The sequence below is a fragment of the Anaerorhabdus sp. genome, assembly GCF_036657415.1.
Taxonomy (GTDB): domain Bacteria; phylum Bacillota_I; class Bacilli_A; order Erysipelotrichales; family Erysipelotrichaceae; genus Anaerorhabdus.
The window spans coordinates 1-23,977 of sequence record NZ_JAVXGL010000030.1 but is presented as its reverse complement, the minus strand read 5'-3'; the positions used below and the strand labels follow the sequence as shown (position 1 = coordinate 23,977).

Genomic DNA, 23,977 nt, shown 5'->3' with positions numbered 1-23,977 from the left:
AACCCTCGCGCCAGTTTCCCGACCTATACCCTTAGCAGGGGCACCTCTTCAGCCTCTTGAGTACTTCTTCATGTAATACTTAACAGTGCTATATCATAGTATCATAAAGCATTTTTGAAGGCAAGTACTTTTTTAATAAATTTTCTACTTTTTTTATTACATAATTGCTGCTTCTAACGCAATTTTCATCATGTTTGTAAATGAGTTTTGACGTTCTTCTGCAGTCGTTACTTCGTTTGATACAAAGCTATCTGAAATCGTTACTAAACATGCTGCATGTTTTCCTAATACATTCGCATTATGGAACAATGCAAAGCTTTCCATTTCAACTGCTTTACATCCATGTACATTGATTAAATCTTTTACATAATCCAAATTTCCTTCACGATAGAATACATCAGAAGAATGGATACAACTTTCAACTAAAGGAATTCCTACTTTTTCTGAAGCCATACGAATTTTTGAATTTAATTCTTTTGATGGATATGTTTTATCATCAGCATAACCACTTTGTACTTTTGCATAGCTTGATTCACTAAATGCACTATCCGCAAGAACTACATCAAATACTTTTAAATCTTCTGTGTAGCCGCCTGCAGAACCAATACGAATAATATTTTCTACATCATATTGTGTATATAGTTCATATGAATAAATTCCAATACTTGGCATACCCATACCAGAACCCATAACTGAAATTTCTTGACCCTTATAAGTTCCAGTGTAACCAAACATGTTACGTACTGAATTAAATTGTTTTGGGTTTTCTAAAAATGTTTCGGCAATGAATTTTGCACGAAGTGGATCTCCTGGCATTAATACTGTTTTTGCGATTTGCCCTTTCTCAGCGGCGTTATGTGGTGTTGACATAATAGTCCTCCTTCTTTCGATTTGATTATATCAAATTTACCTAAGATTTGCTTCCTTTTGCACCTTTACTACCTGATTCAGAGTAATTTTGTAAAAGGTTTGTATCATATGAGAATGTCATCTTTTCTTTCTTACGATGACGTTCTAATGCAATTCTAATTAATTCATCCATCAATGCTGTGAAATCAACATCTACTGGTGACCATAAATAGAATGCTAAAGATCCTGGAATTGTATTAATTTCATTGATCATAATTTCATCTGTTTTACCATTCATCATGAAATCAATACGGCAAACTCCACTTGATCCTAATAAGTGGAATGCTTCTAAAGCTAATTCTTGGATTTTCTTTGTTTGTTCTTCACTTACTGGTGCTGGCACTATTCTTGTTGTACTTGCCATTCCTTTAGAACCTTGTGATTTAGCCCCTTTAGAGCCTCCTCCTTGATATTTATCTTTATAAGAAAGTATCTCATCGTTCTTTCCTACTTCTTCTAATACACTCGCTTTGGCGCTAAAACATGAACCTAATACTGAACAGTTAATTTCCCTTAGATTATCTACCATTTTTTCAACAACAATCTTGAAATCAAAAGTTCCTGCTTCTTCTACACCCTCAATGAATTCTTCTTCATTGTGTGCAATTACAATTCCTACTGAAGAACCAAGACATGCAGGCTTTAAGACTAATGGATAGCCTAACTCTTTTGCTTTATTAAGGTATTCATCCTTTTTATCTTCAAATTCATGTCCATAAAACCAAAACCAAGGTGTTATTGGTAATTTTGCAGTTTCAAACATATGTTTCATAACTACTTTATCTTGTCCAACCGCTGCCGCAACAACATCACATCCAGCATATGGTATTTTTAACATTTCTAAATAACCTTGCAAAGTACCATCTTCACCATTTGTACCATGTACTACCGGTACAACTACATCGATTGTATTAATCGCTTTAGTAAATAATCCTTTTTTGACAGGTTCAATTGTTACTGTTTGATTTTTCTTAACTAATACTACTTGTGGAACTTTCGCAAGTAACGCATCCATATCTTTATATTGAGTTAAATCACGTAGTTCTTCACCACAGTATAAATCACGACTCTTAGAAATATAGATAGGAATTATTTCATACTTTTCAGTATCCAATGCTTCCATTGCTTGTTTTGCAGAGATAATACTTACCTCATGTTCAACTGATTCTCCTCCAAATAGGACTGCAACTTTTATTTTCATTGTTTCATCTCCAAACGTTTCCGTATACCATTATACAAAATAATTCGTTATAATAGAATAAGCAGACGATAAATATGATGAAATTATCATCTATATTTGTTTATTTATAGTTGAGGAGACCTCTATGAACCCTTTAAATAAAGAAGATTTCAAAAAAATTAAACCCGCCATGCTTCTAATAACCTACGCCGTATTCCTCATCTTTGGCATTCTAGCCATTCCGGGATTCGGTTTATTTTTAGCTAAATTATTTCGATTATTTATGCCCCTCTTCTATGCAATTGGAATTGCCTTTGTATTAAATATTCCTATGCGTATTTTTGAGAAATTATTAAAGAAATGGATTCCTAATAAAAATTGGTTCTACAATAAAATTCGTGGTATTGCTGTTGTACTTACTTTGATTTTTGCAGCTTTGGTACTTTATGTTTTATTCAGTATTATAGCTCCACAGATCGTATCCAGTTTACAATTGTTACTTAAGAATGCTACAAACTATATCACATCTATTCTTACCAATTTTAATACAGTTCTTGAGTTTTTTAATTTAGATAAACTGAATATTACTTTAGATAATCAAAGTATCAATGAATTTGTAAAACAATTTAATATTAACTGGGAAAGTATTGTTAAGAATATGAGTAACTGGGCCATAGGTACTGGTACTAGTCTAATTAACAATGTGTTTGCTTTTACTGGTGAACTTGCTAACTGGTTTACAGGATTTATGCTTAGTTTGTATTTACTTTCAAGCAAAGAAAAATTTATCCGCCAATTCCGCAAATTAATTGCCGCAATCTTCGGTTATAAATTATCGCTTCGTATATTCAAAATTGGTACTGAATCTAATCGTATCTTTAATAGTTTTATTTCTGGTCAACTTGTTGAAGCTTGTATTCTAGGATGTATCTACTTTGTAGTATTATCACTACTTAACATCCCATTCGCAATGTTAATCAGTTGTGTTATTGCTATCACTAGTATCATCCCAATGTTTGGGGCAATGTTTGGAATGGCGTTTGGTTGTTTATTAATTCTCGCTGTTCGTCCACTTCTTGATGTTGTGTGGTTTGTAATTATTTTCCAAGCTGTTCAAACATTTGAGGGTAATGTTATTTATCCCCGTGTCGTTGGTAATTCCGTTGGTCTTCCAGGGATTTGGGTTCTATTATCTATCATTATTCTAGGCTCTATTTGGGGATTATTCGGTATGTTAATTGCTGTTCCATTCACTGCCGTATGTTACAACTTATTAAGTGAATTTGTAAATTATCGCCTAAAGAAACAACAATTAATAGTTACTACTGATACACTTGAAAAAGCAGAAGAAAAAATTAGCGAAAGCTAATTTTTCTTTAGTTATTGAATGCATCTGGTAAATCATTTTCTAATAAAATGGTATCTGTTGGCGTTGCTAATGTATAGACAAGTGCAAATGCTTCCTTCACTGTTTTACATACATGTACATGCGTCGAGTCAAATTCCACTTCTTGTAAGCCTTCAACAATAGGTTTTGTTTGTTGGACACCGACCAAAATAACTTCATCCACTTTGTCTTTCATCTTTCGTCCAAACTCTTTATTAATTTCATCTTGTTGAACACCTAAATCAATCATACCTGGTGTTATTATAAAACGTCGATTAGGCATCATTTTCATAACTTCTAATGACATTGCAGAACCAACTGGATTAGAGTTGAATGCATTATCAATGAAGGTATATCCATTAATCTTCTTTAGTTCTAAACGATGTTCTACATATTGAACTTTTTTTACAGCTTGTTGAAGTTCTTTCCACTCAACCTTTAATTCTCTTGCAATTGCAATTGCTGCACATATATTCGCAATATTATGCTCACCCAATAAACGGGTTTCAAATTCGTGTTCTCCATCTTTTGATACAACAACAAATGTACTTCCTTTTGGTGAATATACAATATTTGTTGCATGGTAATCTACATCACTTTGAGCTATACCATAACTTATAAGTTTGCATGTATTGTTTATTTTATAGTTACGAATATACTCATTATCTTTGTTGATAATTCCAACACCATCTTGTGGAAGACTTTCAATCATAGTCATTTTTTCTTTAATAATATTTTCTAATGAACCAAACGTATTTAAGTGCTGTGGTCCAATTGAAGTCACAAGTCCAATACTAGGATGAACGAAGTCACATAACTCTTTAATATCACCGACATGATCCGCTCCCATTTCGCAAATAAACACTTCGTGAATTGGTTTTAAATGTTCCCTAATTGTTCGTGTGATTCCCATTGGCGTATTAAATGATGCAGGTGTCATGAGCGAATAGAACTTTTCTGATAAGATTGCTTGTAAGATATTTTTACTCGACGTTTTTCCATAACTTCCTGTAATTCCTATCTTTATCATATTATTGAATCCTTCTAAACGATGTTTAGCATCATTTAAAAATTTCTTCTTAACTGTTTCTTCAATTGGACGAGTAATAAAATCCATCACAAATACCATAAACCATACACCATAGGTACACATGAATAACATTACTGATTCCCATTCAAATCGAAATTGCATCATGGCAATCATCATAATTAAATACAGAATTGTCATTACTGCCAATTGGCGTTTAACTCGATCAGTAAATACGAGTGGTTTTATGTACTCTTGATTCAATTCCTTAACAATTAAATAAATAAACCAAAGCACAATAATAAGTGCCATTACGATACGATATATTCCGATTTCCATAAAGAATCCTGCAATGATAATCGCAATCAACAATACAAAAGGAATATAATTTTGTTTATACTGTGTTTTTATATTATTGATAAGCCATGCGCTATAGCGTTCTCTTTCATACCGATTTTGTTGAAACATATGTAAAGCACGCTTCATCGGTACCCACAATAATAATAGAAATAATATTACAAATAAAAAGTTAACGATAATTAACCAACTCATGCTTGTGTCCCCTTATCTTTTACAAAAAATGCATCTAATACTAAATTAAAACGAGCAGCTTGATGAAAATACGCATAATGATCATCACCTTCAAATATCGCAAGACCTGCATTTTTCATTTTTTCTTCCATTACTTTCCCCATCCATAATGGTGTTGCTTCATCTTTATCTCCCCAAACTAACAGTACTGGGCAATCAAACTTATCTAGATAATCTATTAAATCTTCATTAACCACTTTTACAAATATTTCTCTTAATATACCACTTGTATTTTTATAGTCTTCTGAGCCAAAGTGATTTTTCAATGATTCTTCTAACGCTTTAGAACCTGTCATTTGGACTAGTTTCTTTCCTATTTTATATGACTTAGATTTTAACTCTTGTGCTCGTGTTGGTGTTGAGCGAAGTCCTGCAGCACCTGTTAATACCATTTTCTTAACTGGATATTTTGAGGCATAGCATATTGCAACACGACAGCCAAATGAATGACCAATCAAGATAGGATTTTCAACATGATTCGCTTTTAATAATTCATGAATAAATTCTGCATAGTCAAATACACCCCATGCAGTTAGAGGCATTGATGATTGTCCAAATCCTGGAAAATCTAAATTAAATACTTTAAAGTCTTTTGCAAGGTGGTTTTGAATTGCTTGCATCATTTGCATGTTCTGACCCCAGCCATGCAAAAGCACAACCGCTTGCCCTTCGCCTTGAATACTATAATTACAATGGACTCCCATTAATTCAATACTTGCCATTTTCAATCCTCATTTCCTTACTATTGTACTAGAAAACACTATTTTTTGAAAGAATTACAAAACATTATGAAAAATAAGATAAATAAGAATTGTAAAACCAATATGAATGCGGTATACTTAATTCAAGAAAGGTGGGGTGTTATGTTTGAATGGATGCCTGGAAACGCTTATTCATCTATAGTTACATTATATCCTAATAACTTTACGTTGAATAATACTGCCGCTTCTTACTTCAGTGACATCCGATGGTGTTGCATTGGTATAGATAAAAAAACGCTAAAGGTAGCAATTCGACCCGTCACAAAACGTGAGATTGATTTAAATATCATTCCTCTCGACCAACTTCACAAGGTGTCTGTTGGAAAAGGATACGCACGTATTAGTAGTAAGACAGTTCTTGAACAGATATCATCCCTTATTCAAAAAGATTGCAATGGGATAAAGTTTAGTGCAAACTTTGATGATAAGGAAAAAATGTTAGTGATTGATTTAAATCAATCTAGCTAGGAGATAGATTATGGAATTTTGGTTATGGATATGTGTATTAGTTGGATCCGTAATTCTTGAGTTTGTAACTGTTAGTGCATTAATTTCTATTTGGTTTTCAGTAGGAGCTATCGGCGCGCTAATCGTTATGGAAATTGGACTCCCATTCGTATGGCAAGTTAGTGTATTCTTTGTAATATCTATCTTGTTTATTATTGTATGTCGTCCAATGGCAACAAAATATTTACGGGGAAATATTGTACCAACAAATGCTGATCGTGTTATTGGTCAACAAGCAAAATTACTAGAAGCAATTACTCCCGATCAATGGGGTCTAGTAAAAATACAAGGTGCCGAATGGCATGCAATTTCAAGTGATACTAAATCAATTGAAAAAGGTGTTTTAGTAGAAGTACTTAGTATTGAAGGTTCTAAAGTAATTGTAAAGAAAATATAAGGAGGTATTTTATATGCCATTACAAATTTTATTATTCGTAGTTTTACTAATTCTTGCAGGAGCAATTTTTGTTTATTGCATCCGCATTGTTCCACAAGCTAAATCATATGTTATTGAACGTTTAGGTGCTTATCATCAAACTTGGAGAACAGGTGTTCATATCTTAATTCCTTTCTTCGATCGTATATCTAACAAAGTTTCTATGAAAGAAATTGTTAAAGATTTTGAACCACAACCAGTAATCACTAAAGATAACGTTACTATGCAAATTGATACTGTTGTTTATTTCCAAATTACAGATCCTAAACTATATACTTATGGTGTTGAACGTCCATTAAGTGCAATTGAAAACTTAACAGCTACAACATTACGTAATATTATTGGTGATCTTGAATTAGATGAAACATTAACTTCACGTGATATTATCAATACAAAAATGCGTGCAATTCTTGATGAAGCAACAGACCCATGGGGTGTAAAAGTAGCACGTGTTGAAGTAAAGAATATTATTCCACCTCGTGACATCCAAGATTCAATGGAAAAACAAATGCGTGCAGAACGTGAACGTCGTGAATCAATTCTACGTGCTGAAGGTGAAAAAAGAGCTGCAATCTTAACTGCTGAAGGTGAAAAAGAATCTATGATCCTTCGTGCTAACGCAAAGAAAGAATCAATGATTGCAGAAGCAGAAGGTCAAGCACAAGCAATGGAAAGAGTATTCCAAGCACAAGCTAGAGGTATTGACATGATTAATAATTCTGATCCAAGCAAAGGTTTCTTAACATTAAAAGGTTATGAAGCTCTTCAACAACTTGCGAATGGTCAATCTACAAAAATCATTGTACCTTCTAATCTTCAAGATATTGCCGGAACACTTGCAGGTATTAGCGAAGTATTAAAAGATCCAAAAAAATAAGCAAAATCGCTTTAGGAGGAATCTTAGATGAAAGATAAGAGAGTCATTCGTGATATCTTAGAGGGTTTAGGTCTATTCATTGCAGCTTTATCCGAAATGATATTGTTATTCTTCTATTCATCATTTAACAATACGACAATAATCACGATTATCTTAATAATTATTCCTGTACTTACAGTATGTTATTTCTACTATAAATATAGAAAATCGCATTATCGTCAAATATATACTGATGAAGAACTAAAGAATCAACATCGATAATTTGAAAGCCTCTACTACGACTGTAATAGAGGCTTTTTTATGCACTAATGTTTAATTGATAACTTCTATCTTTATGTTATTTCTACCACTATCTTTTACGCTATAGAGTATTTTATCAACATGATAGTATAAATCATCAAAATCCATTGATTTATTAAATATAAGAATACCAATGCTAATTGTTAATTCATATTCTTTTTCAATCTTATCTAAATTCAATAAAAATTCTCCACATAATTGTCGTAAGTAGTTTTCATCATGAACTGCATCAAGATAAACCATGAACTCATCACCACCAAGACGCCCAGAAATGTATTCTCCAAAAGTTTCTTTTAGTAATTTACCAAATTCTTCAAGCAACCGATCTCCTTCAAAATGTCCTTGTGAGTCATTTATATTTTTAAAGTTATCTAAATCCATTGAAATAATTGAACCACTGGACTTCTTTTCGATATGTGATTGAACTTTATTTTTAAAAGTCTGTTGATTATAGACTTTGGTCAATTGATCAAACTGAGCTAAATATTCATATTTCTTTCGCTCTTTTTCTAATTCCTTTTTCATTTGATTTGACTTGTACAAGAATAGTAATAATATACCCACCAGCATCGATGATATAACAACAACTATGCTGATAGATTGAAATGGATTTTGCCTAAAATAATCCATTAGTGAATATTTATTATTTACATTAACACTGTCATAGATAATATCATCTATTTTATCTTGGCTGATACCACGAATTCCTTGTTCAAGAATACTCATAATTCGATAATCATGTTTATTATAAAGTCCTATCGCAAGTTCATAATTTTCATAAACAGATGGAATAACATTGACACTTGGATAATATAAAGAAAAATACTGTGCGCGATATCCGTCAATATATGCCTCTTTATATTTTCCTTCTGCTATTTTTTTAAATAAATCTTCATCATCATAGTTAACAGTAAAATTTTTATTCAAATTCAAGTATCCAGACATCGCAATTTCACTACCTCTAGATGCATAGGCATTTGATATTCTAACTACCGGTAGATTAACAATTGCGGATGTTAATAAATATTCATTTCTATTGGCTCGTGAGTAGTCTGCTGGAATACCCAATAACATATCTATTAAACCACTCTCAAAATCACCTTTAATATCATTTATATTATCTAACATTACATATTCAATCTTTAAGCCAGTATTTTCACTGATTAAATTCATTAAATCAATGAGTATTCCTTCAAATTCCTTTGTAGAATCGTCAAAATATTGTAATGGATAATCATTTGGAATCACTCCAACTTTTAATACATCTAATTCATTAATAAATTGTTTTTCTTCATTTGTTAATGAAGCTGATAAATACGGTGTTGAATAATATTTTTCATATAAATCATCAATAAATTCTGGATTTATTATCTTTAATTCTCTCATTGAATCATTAATAATATTCATCACTTCTTCATTATTCTCTGCTGTTACAAAATAATAAGGAGTTTCAACAAGATTGACAATTACCCTTACATCTTCTGATTTTGTTGTATCTCTTCCAATCATCAAATCGATTTCGCCACTCATTAACGCTTCAGTTATCTCTTCATTAGAATCGAATTCAATGATAATTGGATTAATTTTATTTTCAGTAATATAGTTATTTATATATTCTTTTTGTGTTTCTGACTTGCTTATAACTCCTATTTTTATAGTATCGTCTTCTAATAGAATACGCTCATTAATATCCATGTTATCAACCTTGGCTAATAATGATGTACTCACATAGCCATAAGGTAAGTCACTAAACAAATAGCCTTCATCAAATCCACTGTTCTTAAGTATGCCACCAAGCAAATCAATTTTTCCTTCTTTTACTTGATTTAAGACATCTAATATTTCCTCATCAATGGGATTATAAAAAATACACTCAAATTTGACAGGTGAAAATTGCTCTATTTTTTTCAAATATTCGTGCGTATATCCATTAATATATTCATCCTTTAGATTTTCATTATTAATGCCTTCTTCTCTAAGAATTGCAACCGTGATTACTTTTCTTTCTGGTTGTTGTTTCTCTAATTCATTAGCTTGTAGTGGTGTACAAAGCGAAATAAAAATAAGACACGTTAAAAGAAACAATAAGTTTTTCTTCATTCTTTTTATTTTCATGTTTATTACCTTTTATTAATAATATTGTAACACAATAAAGAAAGACTAGAGTCATTCTTTATGCCATTTATATAAAAAGTCAAAATATTTTTTTATTTTGACTTTCTAACTTTCTTACTCTTCTTTCTTTTCTTCTTTAGACTTATCGTCCTTTATTTTTTTCTTTTTATCTTTTTTGTTATTTGAAATTCTAAAGCATACACCATCTGTTAGATTCTCAGCCTCTACACGATAGTTATACGTCGTACAAACACGGTAAACAATCGATAAACCTAATCCAAATTTGCCATCAGTTCCTTTTTCATAAGGTCTAAATAGTTTTTCAAGACGATCTCTTGACATTTGATTTCCATCATTTGAAATCATAAGTTCCTGTTCATCTAATGTAATGACAATTTTAGAACGTGCATAACGAATTGCATTATCTAAAATATTTTCTACTACAATACGCCATGGTTCTTCTTCTCCATGAAACTGTATTTCTTCAAGTTTTGTTTCTATTACTATTTCTGGTCGCATAACTTTCAGTGACATAATTACTTTTTCAATTATTGATTTCATATCCGTACTTGATTCTTCATCATTATCTAGTAAATATCCCATCTTGTTATACATGATCAAACTATAAACTTTCTTTTCTAAGCGATTGGCATGTTCAATAATTACATCAACACTTTTCTCAAGAGAATCATACGGATAGATTCCATCTTTAATACTTTCACCATATGATTTAATTGTCGCAATCGGTGTCTTCAAATCATGCGATATATTTTGAATCATTTCTTCACGAATTTTCTTCTGATTATCTAACTCCGCTTCCATCATCGTTAAGGCATCAGCTACTTCACCTATCTCATCTCTTCGATCAATCTTCAGTTCTGCTTTCTCATTACGCCTTATTTTTTCCATGTAAATTCTTATTTGATTCAACGGATAAATTAGTGATCCAACCCACAACATTAAGATAATAAATAGAATACCTACAACCAACACATTGAGATTAATAACACTATTTACTAGTGCCGTTCTAAATTCTGAACGATATGAATCAGTTACTAGTGAAATCAAATAGTTATCTTGACTCATTCGATAAATAGAATACATTGTCTTTTTATTTGCTGAATCAAAAACAAAGTCTTTATATCCTTCATTTACAAGTGGAATATTATTTAAAATATCATTAATGACTCCAGTTGATACTTTTTGTTGTCCTAATACCTTAAAGGTACTTTTACTTTCATTGTAATAGATATGAATAATATTACTGTCTGATGTTTCATTAATGTTTTCCAAAGGAATATCATTTTCAGCATAGAAAACTACACTTTCTTGCGAACGATGTAGCATCTTATACATTTCATTTTGAACAAATGTATCTACTGAATCAGCTAAGAATACAAAGAAGAATACTGAAAAGACCGCCACAACAATAAAAATTATTGTAAGCAGTTGTTGTGACAGCGATAATTCTTTCATCCATATTCTAAAACGTTTCATTTATCCTAATCGATATCCAAATCCATAAATTGTATGAATACTTAGATTTGGCATTTTCTTTCTAAGTCGACGTAATGTATCATCGACAACACGGTCTGAACCAAAATAGTTCACATCCCATACTTTTTCAAGAATTTGTTCACGTAAAAAGGCTGTTCCTTTATTCTTTACAAAAAGCATCAATAAATCAAATTCCTTCGTAGTAAGCTCTAGTTCTTTTCCACCTTCGTAGACCGTACGTTGTGACTCATCGATTTCGTATCCATCAATTTGTATACGTGAGTTATCATTACGATATGTACGCTTAATCAAGTTATTGACACGAAGGACTAATTCCTTGGGTGAGAATGGTTTTGTGATATAATCATCACTTCCTTTTTCAAGACCAATAATACGATCGAATTCTTTATCTCGTGCTGACATAAAGATTACTGGTACATTGGGTGAATGCATGCGGATTTCTTCAATTAGATCAAATCCACTTTTATCATCCAACATGATATCAAGTATCCATAAATGAACATCGTCATCTGTAGTATGTTCATAAGCATCATCAAATGTTAAATATGAGCGTACTTCATATCCTTCTTTTTCTAAATATCGTTTTACCAATTCGTTTAAATCTTTTTCATCTTCTACAATGCTAATTACTTTACGAGTAGACATAATATTCCCCGCTTTCATTGATACCTTTATTATACATAAGAAAAACTCATGTTGCCATGAGTTCACTACTTAAATTTATTTTCTAGCACTTTTACGACTTGATAAACACATTCATGACAAATTTCATCATTCTCTGCTTCTACCATAACGCGTACAAGTGGTTCTGTTCCAGATGTACGAACAAGAATACGACCATTGCCATCTAATCGCCTAGAAACAATATCGACTTCCTTCAAAACATCTTCGTCTTTCATTGCCGCTTCTTTGTCTTTTACTGGCACATTTACAAGTAATTGCGGATAAATTCTCAATCCATCACATAAGTCAACGATTGATTTCTTTGTATCAACCATAATCTTTAGTAAGTTCAAGGCTGTTTGTAACCCATCACCCGTTGTCAAATGACGTTTGAAGATGATATGACCTGATTGTTCACCACCAATTACATAGTCATTTTTAACCATGTCTTCGTAAACGTATTTATCACCAACTGCAGTAATTGATGTTTGAATTCCTGCAGCTTCTAATGCTTTGAATAATCCAAGATTAGCCATTACTGTTGTAACTGCTGTATTCTTATTTAATTCTCCTAAAGCTTTTAGGTATTTTGCACATACATAGATTACATGATCCCCTGTCACAAGTTCACCTTCATGGTTAACTGCAATCAAGCGATCAGCATCGCCATCAAATGCAAGCCCCAAATCATAATTTCCATTTTTCATCATTTCTTGTAGCTCTTCAGGATGTGTTGAACCACATTTAGTATTAATGTTAATTCCACTTGGATCATTGTGAATTACATCAATGGAAGCACCTAAGCGTGTTAATAATTGAACAGCAGTAGTACTTGCACTACCATTTGCACAATCAATCGCAAGTCGAACACCCTTAAGATTCAAAGGATATTCTTTTTGCAACCATGTCAAATAAACTTCTAAACCATTTGCATAGTTCACTACATGTCCAATTTGATCATTAATGCAATAATCAATATCAACTTTACCATCGATATAGTCTTCAATTAATCCTTCGATATTACTATCTAGTTTTACACCATTATGGTTAAATACTTTGATTCCATTATCATAATAAGGATTATGACTTGCAGATATCATAACACCACAATCGAAGTCATTGTTCATTACTAAATACGCAATAGCAGGTGTTGGACAATAGCCAAGCAAGAATACATCTGCACCATTTGCAGTTGCACCAGCAGCCAAAGCCATTTCAAACATGCTACTTGATAAACGTGTATCTTTACCAATTAGTATCTTACCTGTGCCTTTTTGTTTATAGTAATAAGCTAAATAACGTCCAACTTTGAATGCTCTTTCTACATCTAAATTCTCATTCGCTTTTCCACGAATACCATCTGTACCAAAATATTTTCCCATTAGTTAGTTCCTACACTTTCATCCACTGTATTATCTACTTCTCCAGAAACTGTTACTTGAATTGTTGGTTGTGTTACTGAGTAACGAACAAGTGATCCAACCGGTTGTTCTACCGATAACTTGAATTCTTGGTTACCAGGAACAGCATTTGTCATATCAAAATACACAACAACATCTTCTGGATTTATCGCATCAACATTAGCTTGAGTACCAAATAATTCTACATTAACTGTTGATTGATTATTTAAAATTGAGAATTTATATTTACCTACATTATTTTTATAGAATACAGGTACATTCTCTAATATTCTTGATACTCCAGGGCCAAGTTTTACATCCATACTGATTTGACTTATACTTGATGATTTTACTCCCGTAGGAAGCGTAATTGGTCGAAGTACAGTTGAATCTTTTGTAAGTGTTGATGCATCTAAAGTAACACCTACTTCATTAATCTTACTTAATACTGATTCTGAAGCATATATTGTCACAGATTCATGATCCATCGTAATTGTTTCAATTGCCATACCATTTGGAACTTCACCTGAAGTTTCAACACGAATAGGCACTGTTTTATTTGGTGATGTTACTGGCACCTTAACTTTTACAGTATTTGGAACAATATCCGCATTCACTGGAATACCTTTTTTATCATAGGCAACAAGTGTAGCTTCTTGTTCGAAATCACTTTCAACATTTGTAACATCGATTAACGCTTTAATAAATGCAATACTATCTAATGTATCTTTAGAAGCTCGTACATTAACTTTTGAATATTCAAATTCAGGTGTTCCTAAACTATAAATACTATTCATCTTATCTTGATTGATAAAATCATAGCCTATATCAAATTGCCCTGTACTTTTCTTTTTCAACGTAACTGTGACATCACTTGGATCAACCTTAATCGTAACATTATCACTGTAACCCTCAGGAGTAAGTTTAACTGTATGTTGCCCTTCAGTTAATCCTTCAAGGTTTGCTACTAATGTTCCTTTTTGATTGGCTGCCGCATTAACGTTTGACCCTTCACCAGTAATAGTAATATCAGCTGATGTAGGTAATCCTGTGATTTCAAATGTATCCGTATTATAACGAGCTACAATAGGTATATCAGTAAGTGTTTTAGCACTTAATAACGGACTACCAAATAATGAATTTTGTGAATTAAAGTTCACTGTCATATATAACAGAATAGCTAGACCTAATGAAACAATTAAGCTAAACCGTTGATTAAATAGTACATTATCAATCCATGAACTAAAACTACGGATAATTCTAAACAGCGAATCTTCAAAATGAGCATAGGTATTCGCAACTTTTTTACTTTGCTTAGCAATCTTATTCGCAAGTTCTAGCTTGCTATCTGGATTACTTTCTTTACGTGGTTTCTTTTTGTTATCCATGTTTGTCATCGTTGATCACCTCCAGCTCTATTTGCCGGTTTGATATCAAGAATCTCTGTTACGGCTGGCTTTTTAATACTCATTGTATCCAACATTGCAAATTGATCTTCTAAACTATCATCGACATGAATTAAGTCTTCGATATTTTGGAAATCCTCATCAATTCTTGCAAATTGGCTTGTATCAAAACTCATATCATGTTTAACCGGTTTCTTAATACCACCTGTTAAACTAAGATTTGCAGTTTCACTCTTATCACTGAAATCAGCTTTAAATGCTGTACGTTCAGGTTTCTTAACAATGTCTTCACGTTTTTCATCAAATACAGGATGTTGCATTGTATTTTGTTGTTCCTTATACATTGTTTTCCCTTGTTTAATTGCTTCTAAACGAGCTTTACGATAAGCTTCTCCTGAAACACCTTGACTCTTTTGTTGTGCAGTATTTTCAACACCCATCGCTCTTACACTTGCAGTTTGAGAGATTGGTTGTGTTGGTTTTATTTGACCTGTCATCGGTGTAGTTTGATGTACTTGTGTAGGTATTCTAACTTCTTCTTTTTGAATCGCTTTAATATCAGCAGTACTTATAGCTTCATTTCTTGAAGGTTGTACCTTTTCTCTTTGACGAATATTTGAAGAATCAACAAATTCTTGACGAACAACTTCTTTTCTAACTGGTTCATCCATTACTACTTGCACATCTTCAAACGAAGGTATTTCTTCTTCGATTTCATCAGGAACTTCTACCAGATATTGTTCTGGTGTAATTTCGCTTTCTTCTAATTCATGAATTGGATAAGAAGGAACTGGACGGTCTTTTTTACGAGGAAGTTTAATGCTTGCTTCTTCTTCATCAAGAGCTCTATTCATTTCTTCTTCATGATCCACTTCAGCTACTTTTTCTTTTACTTCTTTTTTCTTTGATTTAAATAAACTAAATTTTTTCTTTTCTTTCTTTATTGGTTGTACAGGTTCATTTATTTCTTCAACCATTTCTTTTTCTTCGTTTGCTTCCTCTTCTTCAGCTTGGCGTTTAACGGCAAGTTTACTTAAGATAGCAGTATCAAATTTGGTATCTTTTTTCTCTTCAACTTCTGGTGCCTTTTTCTTTTCTTCAACAATATATTCTTGTGCAGGCTTTGAAGGGGTTATTACTTCTGGAACAATTTCTTTTTCAATGATTAATTGATGCGTAGGTGCAACATTTTTAACTTCTGTTACCTCACCACAAATTACACGAATTAAATAATCACGTAATTGCTTACGATTTACCGTTATAATTTTTCCACCTTCAGTAATAGAAACAGCACCTGTTTCCTCAGATACTACAATTGTAATCGCATCCGTAATTTCACTAATACCAATCGCTGCACGATGACGAGCACCATAGCGAGATGGTAAATCTAAATTTGTTGGAGGGAAATAAGCACTTGCACATGCAATGCGATCTCCTTGAATAATAACTGCACCATCATGTAATGGTGTTGACGTTACAAAGATTGATGTTATAAGTTCTGCTGTAACAACAGAATTAATTTGAGTACCTGTCTTAATAAAGTCACTTAATGAATGACTTTGTTCTAAGCTAATTAAAGCTCCAGTTTGATCACGTGATAGTAACATCGTTGCTGTTACTAATTCATCAACTAATTTCTCTTTTTCATTACCTGATAATGTCGACATTCTTGAGAATACATTACTCTTACCAAGCTTTTCTAATATTGAACGTACCTCTGGTTGGAAAACAATGATAATTGCTAAGAATCCCCAGTTAAGAAACATGTCAGATAACCATACAACCGTATCTAACCCAAGAAATTTCGCTAAGCCGTTCACGATTAAAATAAGGGCTATACCCTTAAAGATTTGTATTGTCTTTGAGTTGTTTTTCACAATTTTTATTGCATAATATAACAACATCCACATGATAAAAATATCCAGTATCATGCGAAGAATCGTTTTTAGACTTTCAAATGTCAAGCTAAGATTAAAATTTATCACTCTTTCGCCTCCTCGCTCATGATATTATACCATATCAATAATTGCATTGAAAACTTAAAAATACCCTTGATTTGTCTTAAAGTTAAGCTATGATATAATACATCCAGTAGAAATTGAGGTATTTTATGAACCAAAACATAACAAAAATTGAAGTAAATGGCAAAGAAATATATTTAATTGGTACTGCCCACGTTTCTCATACAAGCCGTCAAGACGTAAAAGACTGCATTGATGAGGTCAAACCCGATAGTATTTGTATAGAATTAGATGAAGAAAGATTCGAGGCCTTTAACAACCCTAAGCGTTGGGAAAATACCGACATAATTGAGGTTATAAAGGAAAAGAAGACCGGATATATGCTTGCGAACCTTATTCTAAGTGCTTATCAACGTCGTATCGCAAAGAAAATGGATGTTCAAGCAGGTCAAGAAATGATACAAGGTATCGAAAGTGCAAAAGAAATTGGAGCCAATTTAGTTCTCGTTGATCGAAACATTCAGACTACATTTAAGAGAATTTATCGAAAGCATTCTTTTTTCCAAAAGCTTAAGCTAATTTCATCGCTTGTCATGTCTATTTTTGATGATGAAGATATTAGCAGCGATGATATTGAAAGTTTAAAACAATCCGATGCTTTAGATGTTGCTTTAAAGGAAGTTTCTAAAGAATATCCCGTTGTTTCAGAAGTACTTATTCATGAACGTGACCAAGTATTAGCGTATAAAATAAAAAATGCTCCTGGAAATAAAATTGTAGCCGTACTTGGCGCTGCACATATTCCAGGAATTAAAGAAGAAATCTATAAAACTTATGATATAAAGGAGTTGGAAAGTATCCCTGCAAAGAAGCCCTCGGCTAAAATAATTGGTTGGACTATTCCACTCGCTATTATTGCAATGATTCTTTCTCTATTTAGTGTTAATAGTACACTTGGATGGGAACAAGTTATTAATTGGGTTCTATGGAATGGTAGTTTATCAGCACTTGGGGTATTATTGGCTTGGGGACACCCACTCGCAATCATTGTGGCATTTATTGCTGCCCCAATCACTTCACTTAATCCTCTTCTTGCGGCTGGATGGTTTGCGGGTCTTGCAGAGGCTTTCATTAGAAAGCCTAAAGTTAAAGACTTCGAAAATCTATTAGATGATGTCAACTCTATCAAAGGATTTTACAAAAATAGAATCACTCATATTTTACTAGTTGTCATATTCGCTAATCTCTTTAGTACCCTTGGAACAATGATTGGTGGATTTGATGTTATTAAAAATTTTATTCAAAGCTTTTTATAAACTCCTTTTTGGAGTTTTTTCTTATTGTGACAAAAGGTGTCAAGTTTCCTTCGCTATAGTATAGTAAAGGAGAATCTATGAAGACAATTTATATTTGTAATCATGCAATCAGTTTTTTAATATTTTTTAACTACTTACCAAGTAGGAAATAACAGTGTTAAACCCTTTTGTCAGGACCGAAGTTATGTTGTGACAGTTCTACTGGTTTACTGGGGTGTAAACACAATTTATTCTAAGCAGCGAGGTCAATACTATGAAAATGAATAAAGATGATATTTCACCAAGAATGTTTGCACCTTGTGGTATGAACTGTAAGGTTTGCTACAAACATTGTTACTCAAAAAAATCATGCAGTGGTTGTATGGCGAATAATGGTAATACTCCGAATCATTGTCGTGCATGTAAAATTAAAGACTGTGTTAAAACCCATAGACTTACTTATTGTTTCGAGTGTATGGAATTTCCATGTAAATTAATTAAAAATATTGATAAAAGTTACATAGCTCGTTATCAAGTAAGTTTAATAGAAAACAGTAATAAAGTGAAGGTAACTGGATTACAAAAATTTATGATGGAAGATAAAGAAAAATACACTTGCTCCTATTGTGGCGGTGTTATCTCATTACATGACAAGGAATGTAGTGAATGCCAAGAAAAAACATCTAAATAATTTTAGATGTTTTAATCAAATTGTCTTAAAAACAAAGATAATTCATGCAGTCCTTTTTTTAATGTTTCAGCATCAGTACAATAACCTAAACGAGCATATCCTGGTCTTTCAAAGCGATTTCCAGGCACAAGTAATACGCCTTTTTCCTTAAGTAATTTTATACAAAATTCTTCTGTTTCCATTGGTACATCAAGTTTAATAAATGATGTTGAAATATTTTTTGGAAACTGCAATGTAACTCTTGGTTCTTTATCTACCCACTCTTTTACAATAGCTAAATTTTCTTCAACTATTTTTTTATTTCTTTTATATACGGCTTCTTTATTTTGCAAAACATATGTCGCAATCATATCATCTAGTACCCCTGAACAAATCATTGTATAATCACGCAATTTTCTGAAAACTTCACACGTCTTTTGATTGGCAATAATCCATCCCACACGTACTCCTGGAACAGAATATGTTTTTGACATACTATTAGATACAATTCCTTTATCATATAAATCAATAATTGATGGTACATTTATTTCATCTGTAAATGGTTTATATACTTCATCACTTAAAATATATGCTCCTACTTCACTTGCTATTTCCACTAGTTCTCTTAAATAGGCTTCATCCATAACACTTCCTGTTGGATTGTTGGCATTATTAATACAAATCATTTTAGTTGTAGGTCGAATAATTTTTCTTAATTCATGTAAATGAGGTAACCACTCGTTTTTCTCATCAATTGACCAAAGACTAACATCTGCCCCTAATGATTTAGGAATATCATATAATTGTTGATATGTTGGATGCATTGAAATTACATGATCTCCTGGATTAATTAGTCCAAATAACGCAATGAAATTTGCTCCTGTTGCACCATTTGTTTGAAGCACTTGTTCAGGTTCTACATGCTTATATAATTTGCATACTTCTGTTTTGAATTCTGGTGATCCTTCAATCCATCCATAATTCATTTTTTTATTCAGCAATTCATTTAAAAACGCTTCTTTTGTTTTTGGTCCACAACTAATAATTTCTTCAATTGTCATTGATGAAATTGAACTTCCAGCAATATCATATATCGCATCATTCTCCCAAACATTCAACCAATCTTCTACTCCAAATTTTGCAATTTCCATGATGATTCCTCCCTAAGTACTTTTACTTTGAGTTATTTTTTTTGTTGTTCGCGGCATCCATACAAACACCAAAACATAGACCTAAACCAATTCCTATCGCAAGGTTTTTAAAAATAATACCGAACGCAACGCCGAAACATAATCCTAAGGCAATACCTTGACCATATGTAGCTTTTGATTTCTTATCCTTATCTTCCATTATTTACCCTCTCCTTGTATCTATTTACTATTATACCTTAGTATTTAGAACCATCCTTTTATTTTTCTGCGATAATACACGATGAATGCTATAGAACACAATACCCAAGTTACAGGATAACTTGCAATTAATACTATTATATTATGATTATATGGAACTACAAAGAAAACCCATAAAACACGCATCAAACAAATACCAATTGCACTAATAATTAGTGGTCCTAGTGAATCTCCAGAAGCACGAATTACACTAGATAATATTTCTATACATACCCATGTAAAATACATCGGCACTAAAAATCTCAACATGCTATTCCCAATTGTTATTACATTTACATCATCTGTAAATATTCTAAAAAACATTGTTGAAGAGAAATATAAGAATATGCTTACAACGATAGTTGATCCAAAAGCCATCACCAAGCAAGTTTTAACACATTTATGTACTCGATCTAATTTATGCGCCCCAAAATTTTGAGCTGCAAATGTCATTGCTGAAATTCCAAACGCATTCATCATCATCCAAAACAAACCATCAATTTTCCCATAAACTGTATATGCAGCAATTGTATCTGTACCAAAAGAGTTAATACTACTTTGAATAAATATGTTTGATATAGAATACATTGTTGATTGAATACCTGCAGGGAAACCAATATAAATAACCTTTTTAAGTATCTCACCATCAAAACGTAGTTTTTTAAATTCAAAACGATGCAAATCTCTTGTTCTTGATAATGAGAATAAAACTAAACAAGCACTGCAAAACTGTGAAATAATCGTTGCAAAAGCTACACCTTGCACCCCTAATCCAAAAACTCTTACAAATATAATATCTAATACAACATTAATAATTGTTGAACATATTAAGAAATAAAGTGGTTTCCTTGAATCACCAATAGCATTTAATATTCCTGCACCAATATTATAAGTAAGTGAAAAAATTGAACCAAAAAAATAAATTCGAATATAATCTAGCGACAAGGTAAATATAGCTTCTGGCTCTCCCATCATTTTTAAAGCAGATGGTGCAAAGAAGTATCCTAAAATCATTAAAATAATTCCAAAAGTAATAGCTAGTAATATTGCAGTATGCACAGCCTTTGATGTTTTCTCTTTATTCTTCGCACCATAATATCTCGATATGATAATACTTGCACCCGAAGATATCCCAAGGAAAAAACCCACGAGAAAATTAATAATCTGAGCACTTGATCCACCCACTGCCGCCAATGCATTTGAACCAACATATTGTCCCACAATAATTGCATCCACAGTATTGTATAATTGTTGAAAAAAAGACCCCAATAAAATTGGGAAAAAGAAGATCAAAATTTGTTTCCAAATAACGCCATCTGTTATTTTGTTTATCCGTTCCATCCACTTTCCCCCCTTACTTAAAAACGTTAGATATAGTCTATCATTTTTTACATAAATCATACAATCATTTTCTTTTGAAAATGTTATAATATCTTTATAAATTTCATAGCGAAATCACAAGGAGAAACCAGATGCAAGATTTTAATATCCATAGTCATACAATCCGTTGTTTACATGCTGTTGGAACTGATGAAGAATATGTTCTAAAAGCAATTGAAGCAGGAATAAAAACACTTGGTTTTAGTGACCATGTTCCCCTCATTGATGATCAGGGAATGGGTGATCGAATGACTATGAATCAAGTACAAGAATATATTGATTCAGTATTATCACTTAAAGAAAAATATAAGAATGAGATTGATATCAAACTAGGTTTTGAATGTGAATACTTTAAAACCAATCTTGAACACTATAGACAATTATTAAACGTCTGTGACTATTTGATTTTGGGCCATCATTACGAAGAACCTAACAGTATTGATTATTGTGAATTCTGTGATGATACACGAGTTCTTCAATATGCAGAAAGTATCTGTGCAGGAATAAAATCAGGTTTATTTACCTATCTTGCTCATCCTGATTATTTTATGATACCGCGCAATGATTGGTCTGACTCCTGTACAAAAGCGATAGAAAAAATATTTATTTGCGCAAAAGAAGAAGGTATCCCTATAGAAATCAATTTAAAAGGTATGCGATACGGGAAACAGCAATATTCATTTGGCGAATCATTTATCTACCCTAACAAAAAAACAGTTGAACTTCTTATGAAGCATCGCCCCATGATTGTATATGGTCTAGACTGTCATGATCCAATACATTATCTTGAAATGCAAGACTATATTACACTGTTTCATAATGAATATCCTGAATTTGATTTGCCTTCAGTAAAATTTGATGAATTAAAAATAAAAAAATGATTTCCAACGGAATCATTTTTTAATAAATTTTATAATTTCATCAACTTGATTTTTTGTAACTTCATAACCTAGTTGATAAATCGCTTCAAGTTTATTTTTATCTTTCTCAATACGACTAACATCTAAACTTTTTTCTGGTCTAATTACTAAGATGTTTCCTTTTGCTTCTTGTTCATCCACATATGCGATTTCTTCATTATAAGCAAGATGTCGTTTTTTTAACAAATCATACATTTTTGGATACCTACGATATAAAATTTTAGCAAGCCATGCAATTTTATTTTCGGTTTTTCGATATTCTTTTGGTTGTGTAAGTACCACAATATTTTTAGTACATCCATCTGTTTCAATTTTCTTCAATGGAATAGAATCTACAATTCCTCCATCCAAATACTTACTACCTTTAATATCTACAATTCTAGATACAAATGGTAATGAAGCAGATGCGCGCAAATCATCAATATCTTCTTTCATATCTTTTAATAAATGATATTCAGCTTCACCTGTTTCAACATTAGTGACAGTTGAATACAATTTAGTGTTACTTGAGTTATATGTCTCATGGTCAAATGGGTATAATACATCTGGTATTTCATGATAAGCAAATTGAACACCAAACATATCTCCTGTTGTGATTAAGCTATAGACGCTACAATATCGTTTATCATCAATATAGTTAACACAGATATCACGTGCACGCTTCCTTTGTTTAGATATATAACTACAAGCATGACATGCGCCAGCAGAAACGCCTATGATTTCATCAAACTCAATTCCATTATCAAGGAAACAGTCAAGAACACCAGTAGTAAATACACCTCGCATTCCGCCACCCTCAAGAATCAAACCTACTTTTTCCATTTGTCATCCCCCAAGCTTCTACGAACTATTTTACCACATCATTATTAGCAGTGAAGACTAAACATGATTTGATTCATTGGCATTTCGTAAATGCATATACACTGTATTTTTAGATATATTAAGTAATTCAGCAACTTTTATTACAGAATCCTTAATGTTGAATATACCATAACTATTCAGCATTGAAATAATTACTTTATTTTTATTAGCAACTGAAATAGAGTTATCCGCATCTACTTTCGCTTTAATATTTTTTAATGAAGACTCAATCAATTCACTTGAATTTTCGACAAAACTCTCTTTTGAAGATGGAAAATGAATTTGTTGTTGAGGACTCATAAATAGATTTAATACATCAACTAGTGGCGTATTCAAATATAAATTCATACATAGTAAACCAATGATACGATTATTTTCACCACGGATGGAGATTGTCGCAGATTTTAGCGGTTCTCCTTTTTTAT

At 32.1% G+C, this 23,977-nt stretch carries 23 protein-coding genes; 8 read left to right on the top strand and 15 right to left on the bottom strand.

Annotated elements, in window-relative coordinates:
• Positions 1–156: 156 nt before the first annotated feature.
• Together deoD and RSB60_RS05985 are read right to left on the bottom strand one after the other, a co-directional pair.
• Positions 157–870: a purine-nucleoside phosphorylase gene (gene deoD, locus RSB60_RS05990; RefSeq protein WP_323381095.1), complete on the bottom strand. Its 714-nt coding sequence runs from the start codon at positions 868–870 to the stop codon at positions 157–159.
• A gap of 40 nt (positions 871–910) precedes the next feature.
• On the bottom strand, positions 911–2,110 hold the full coding sequence (locus tag RSB60_RS05985) for a D-alanine--D-alanine ligase family protein (RefSeq protein ID WP_323381094.1): 1,200 nt from the start codon (positions 2,108–2,110) through the stop codon (positions 911–913).
• Positions 2,111–2,234: 124 nt separating this feature from the next.
• On the opposite strand from RSB60_RS05985, the gene RSB60_RS05980 reads away from it, so the two are divergent.
• On the top strand, positions 2,235–3,458 hold the full coding sequence (locus tag RSB60_RS05980; protein WP_332475821.1) for an AI-2E family transporter: 1,224 nt from the start codon (positions 2,235–2,237) through the stop codon (positions 3,456–3,458).
• A 7-nt stretch (positions 3,459–3,465) separates the two neighbouring features.
• On the opposite strand, the gene RSB60_RS05975 is transcribed toward RSB60_RS05980, so the two are convergent.
• Positions 3,466–5,055 (bottom strand): UDP-N-acetylmuramoyl-tripeptide--D-alanyl-D-alanine ligase, encoded by a 1,590-nt coding sequence (locus RSB60_RS05975; RefSeq protein WP_332475820.1) that lies wholly within the window; start codon positions 5,053–5,055, stop codon positions 3,466–3,468.
• Positions 5,052–5,816 carry an alpha/beta fold hydrolase gene (locus RSB60_RS05970; protein ID WP_332475819.1) on the bottom strand — a complete coding sequence of 255 codons (765 nt, stop codon included), beginning with the start codon at positions 5,814–5,816 and terminating at the stop codon, positions 5,052–5,054. The genes RSB60_RS05975 and RSB60_RS05970 overlap by 4 nt, the downstream gene beginning before the upstream one ends.
• A gap of 141 nt (positions 5,817–5,957) precedes the next feature.
• On the opposite strand from RSB60_RS05970, the gene RSB60_RS05965 reads away from it, so the two are divergent.
• The 4 genes from RSB60_RS05965 to RSB60_RS05950 are packed head-to-tail and all read left to right on the top strand — an operon-like array spanning position 5,958 to position 7,936.
• Positions 5,958–6,323, top strand: a complete 366-nt coding sequence (locus tag RSB60_RS05965) for a hypothetical protein (RefSeq protein ID WP_323381090.1) — start codon at positions 5,958–5,960, stop codon at positions 6,321–6,323.
• A 10-nt stretch (positions 6,324–6,333) separates the two neighbouring features.
• Positions 6,334–6,759 (top strand): NfeD family protein, encoded by a 426-nt coding sequence (locus RSB60_RS05960; protein WP_332615134.1) that lies wholly within the window; start codon positions 6,334–6,336, stop codon positions 6,757–6,759.
• Between the two features lie 13 nt (positions 6,760–6,772).
• A complete protein-coding gene (locus RSB60_RS05955; protein WP_332615132.1) occupies positions 6,773–7,675 on the top strand; it encodes an SPFH domain-containing protein in 903 nt (300 codons plus the stop codon).
• Positions 7,676–7,702: 27 nt separating this feature from the next.
• Positions 7,703–7,936 (top strand): hypothetical protein, encoded by a 234-nt coding sequence (locus tag RSB60_RS05950; RefSeq protein WP_332615130.1) that lies wholly within the window; start codon positions 7,703–7,705, stop codon positions 7,934–7,936.
• Positions 7,937–7,987: 51 nt separating this feature from the next.
• Here RSB60_RS05950 and RSB60_RS05945 read toward each other — a convergent pair whose 3' ends face one another.
• The 6 genes from RSB60_RS05945 to cdaA form a co-directional block, all read right to left on the bottom strand.
• Positions 7,988–10,090 carry a GGDEF domain-containing protein gene (locus RSB60_RS05945; protein ID WP_332615128.1) on the bottom strand — a complete coding sequence of 701 codons (2,103 nt, stop codon included), beginning with the start codon at positions 10,088–10,090 and terminating at the stop codon, positions 7,988–7,990.
• Positions 10,091–10,204: 114 nt separating this feature from the next.
• Positions 10,205–11,587, bottom strand: coding sequence for a HAMP domain-containing sensor histidine kinase (locus RSB60_RS05940; protein WP_323381085.1), 1,383 nt, complete (start codon positions 11,585–11,587; stop codon positions 10,205–10,207).
• Positions 11,588–12,271, bottom strand: coding sequence for a response regulator transcription factor (locus RSB60_RS05935; RefSeq protein WP_323381084.1), 684 nt, complete (start codon positions 12,269–12,271; stop codon positions 11,588–11,590).
• A gap of 47 nt (positions 12,272–12,318) precedes the next feature.
• Positions 12,319–13,653: a phosphoglucosamine mutase gene (gene glmM / locus RSB60_RS05930; protein ID WP_332615126.1), complete on the bottom strand. Its 1,335-nt coding sequence runs from the start codon at positions 13,651–13,653 to the stop codon at positions 12,319–12,321.
• Positions 13,653–15,068, bottom strand: coding sequence for a CdaR family protein (locus RSB60_RS05925; RefSeq protein WP_323381082.1), 1,416 nt, complete (start codon positions 15,066–15,068; stop codon positions 13,653–13,655). Before RSB60_RS05925 ends, glmM begins: the two co-directional genes overlap by 1 nt.
• The gene (gene cdaA / locus RSB60_RS05920; protein WP_323381081.1) at positions 15,065–17,062 is read right to left on the bottom strand and encodes a diadenylate cyclase CdaA; all 1,998 of its coding nucleotides are present in this window, start codon (positions 17,060–17,062) and stop codon (positions 15,065–15,067) included. The genes RSB60_RS05925 and cdaA overlap by 4 nt, the downstream gene beginning before the upstream one ends.
• Before the next feature lie 125 nt (positions 17,063–17,187).
• Here cdaA and RSB60_RS05915 point away from each other — a divergent pair, with 125 nt between their 5' ends.
• Both RSB60_RS05915 and RSB60_RS05910 read left to right on the top strand, forming a co-directional pair.
• The gene (locus tag RSB60_RS05915) at positions 17,188–18,354 is read left to right on the top strand and encodes a TraB/GumN family protein (protein ID WP_332615123.1); all 1,167 of its coding nucleotides are present in this window, start codon (positions 17,188–17,190) and stop codon (positions 18,352–18,354) included.
• Between the two features lie 253 nt (positions 18,355–18,607).
• Positions 18,608–19,024, top strand: a complete 417-nt coding sequence (locus RSB60_RS05910) for a DUF3795 domain-containing protein (RefSeq protein ID WP_332491244.1) — start codon at positions 18,608–18,610, stop codon at positions 19,022–19,024.
• 11 nt (positions 19,025–19,035) lie between these two features.
• On the opposite strand, the gene RSB60_RS05905 is transcribed toward RSB60_RS05910, so the two are convergent.
• The 3 genes from RSB60_RS05905 to RSB60_RS05895 are packed head-to-tail and all read right to left on the bottom strand — an operon-like array spanning position 19,036 to position 21,732.
• Positions 19,036–20,154 carry an aminotransferase gene (locus RSB60_RS05905; RefSeq protein ID WP_332475814.1) on the bottom strand — a complete coding sequence of 373 codons (1,119 nt, stop codon included), beginning with the start codon at positions 20,152–20,154 and terminating at the stop codon, positions 19,036–19,038.
• 22 nt (positions 20,155–20,176) lie between these two features.
• Complete coding sequence (locus RSB60_RS05900; protein ID WP_323381077.1) at positions 20,177–20,353, bottom strand: hypothetical protein; 177 nt, start codon at positions 20,351–20,353, stop codon at positions 20,177–20,179.
• Between the two features lie 44 nt (positions 20,354–20,397).
• The gene (locus RSB60_RS05895; protein WP_323381076.1) at positions 20,398–21,732 is read right to left on the bottom strand and encodes an MATE family efflux transporter; all 1,335 of its coding nucleotides are present in this window, start codon (positions 21,730–21,732) and stop codon (positions 20,398–20,400) included.
• A 131-nt stretch (positions 21,733–21,863) separates the two neighbouring features.
• Between RSB60_RS05895 and RSB60_RS05890 the strand changes: the two genes are divergently transcribed.
• Entirely contained in the window at positions 21,864–22,652 is a 789-nt protein-coding gene (locus RSB60_RS05890) for a histidinol-phosphatase (RefSeq protein ID WP_332475813.1), read from the top strand.
• Between the two features lie 12 nt (positions 22,653–22,664).
• Here RSB60_RS05890 and RSB60_RS05885 read toward each other — a convergent pair whose 3' ends face one another.
• Together RSB60_RS05885 and RSB60_RS05880 are read right to left on the bottom strand one after the other, a co-directional pair.
• The gene (locus RSB60_RS05885) at positions 22,665–23,513 is read right to left on the bottom strand and encodes a patatin-like phospholipase family protein (protein ID WP_332491241.1); all 849 of its coding nucleotides are present in this window, start codon (positions 23,511–23,513) and stop codon (positions 22,665–22,667) included.
• A gap of 57 nt (positions 23,514–23,570) precedes the next feature.
• Positions 23,571–23,977: helix-turn-helix domain-containing protein (locus tag RSB60_RS05880; RefSeq protein ID WP_332615119.1), on the bottom strand; the 407-nt coding region annotated here is incomplete at its 5' end.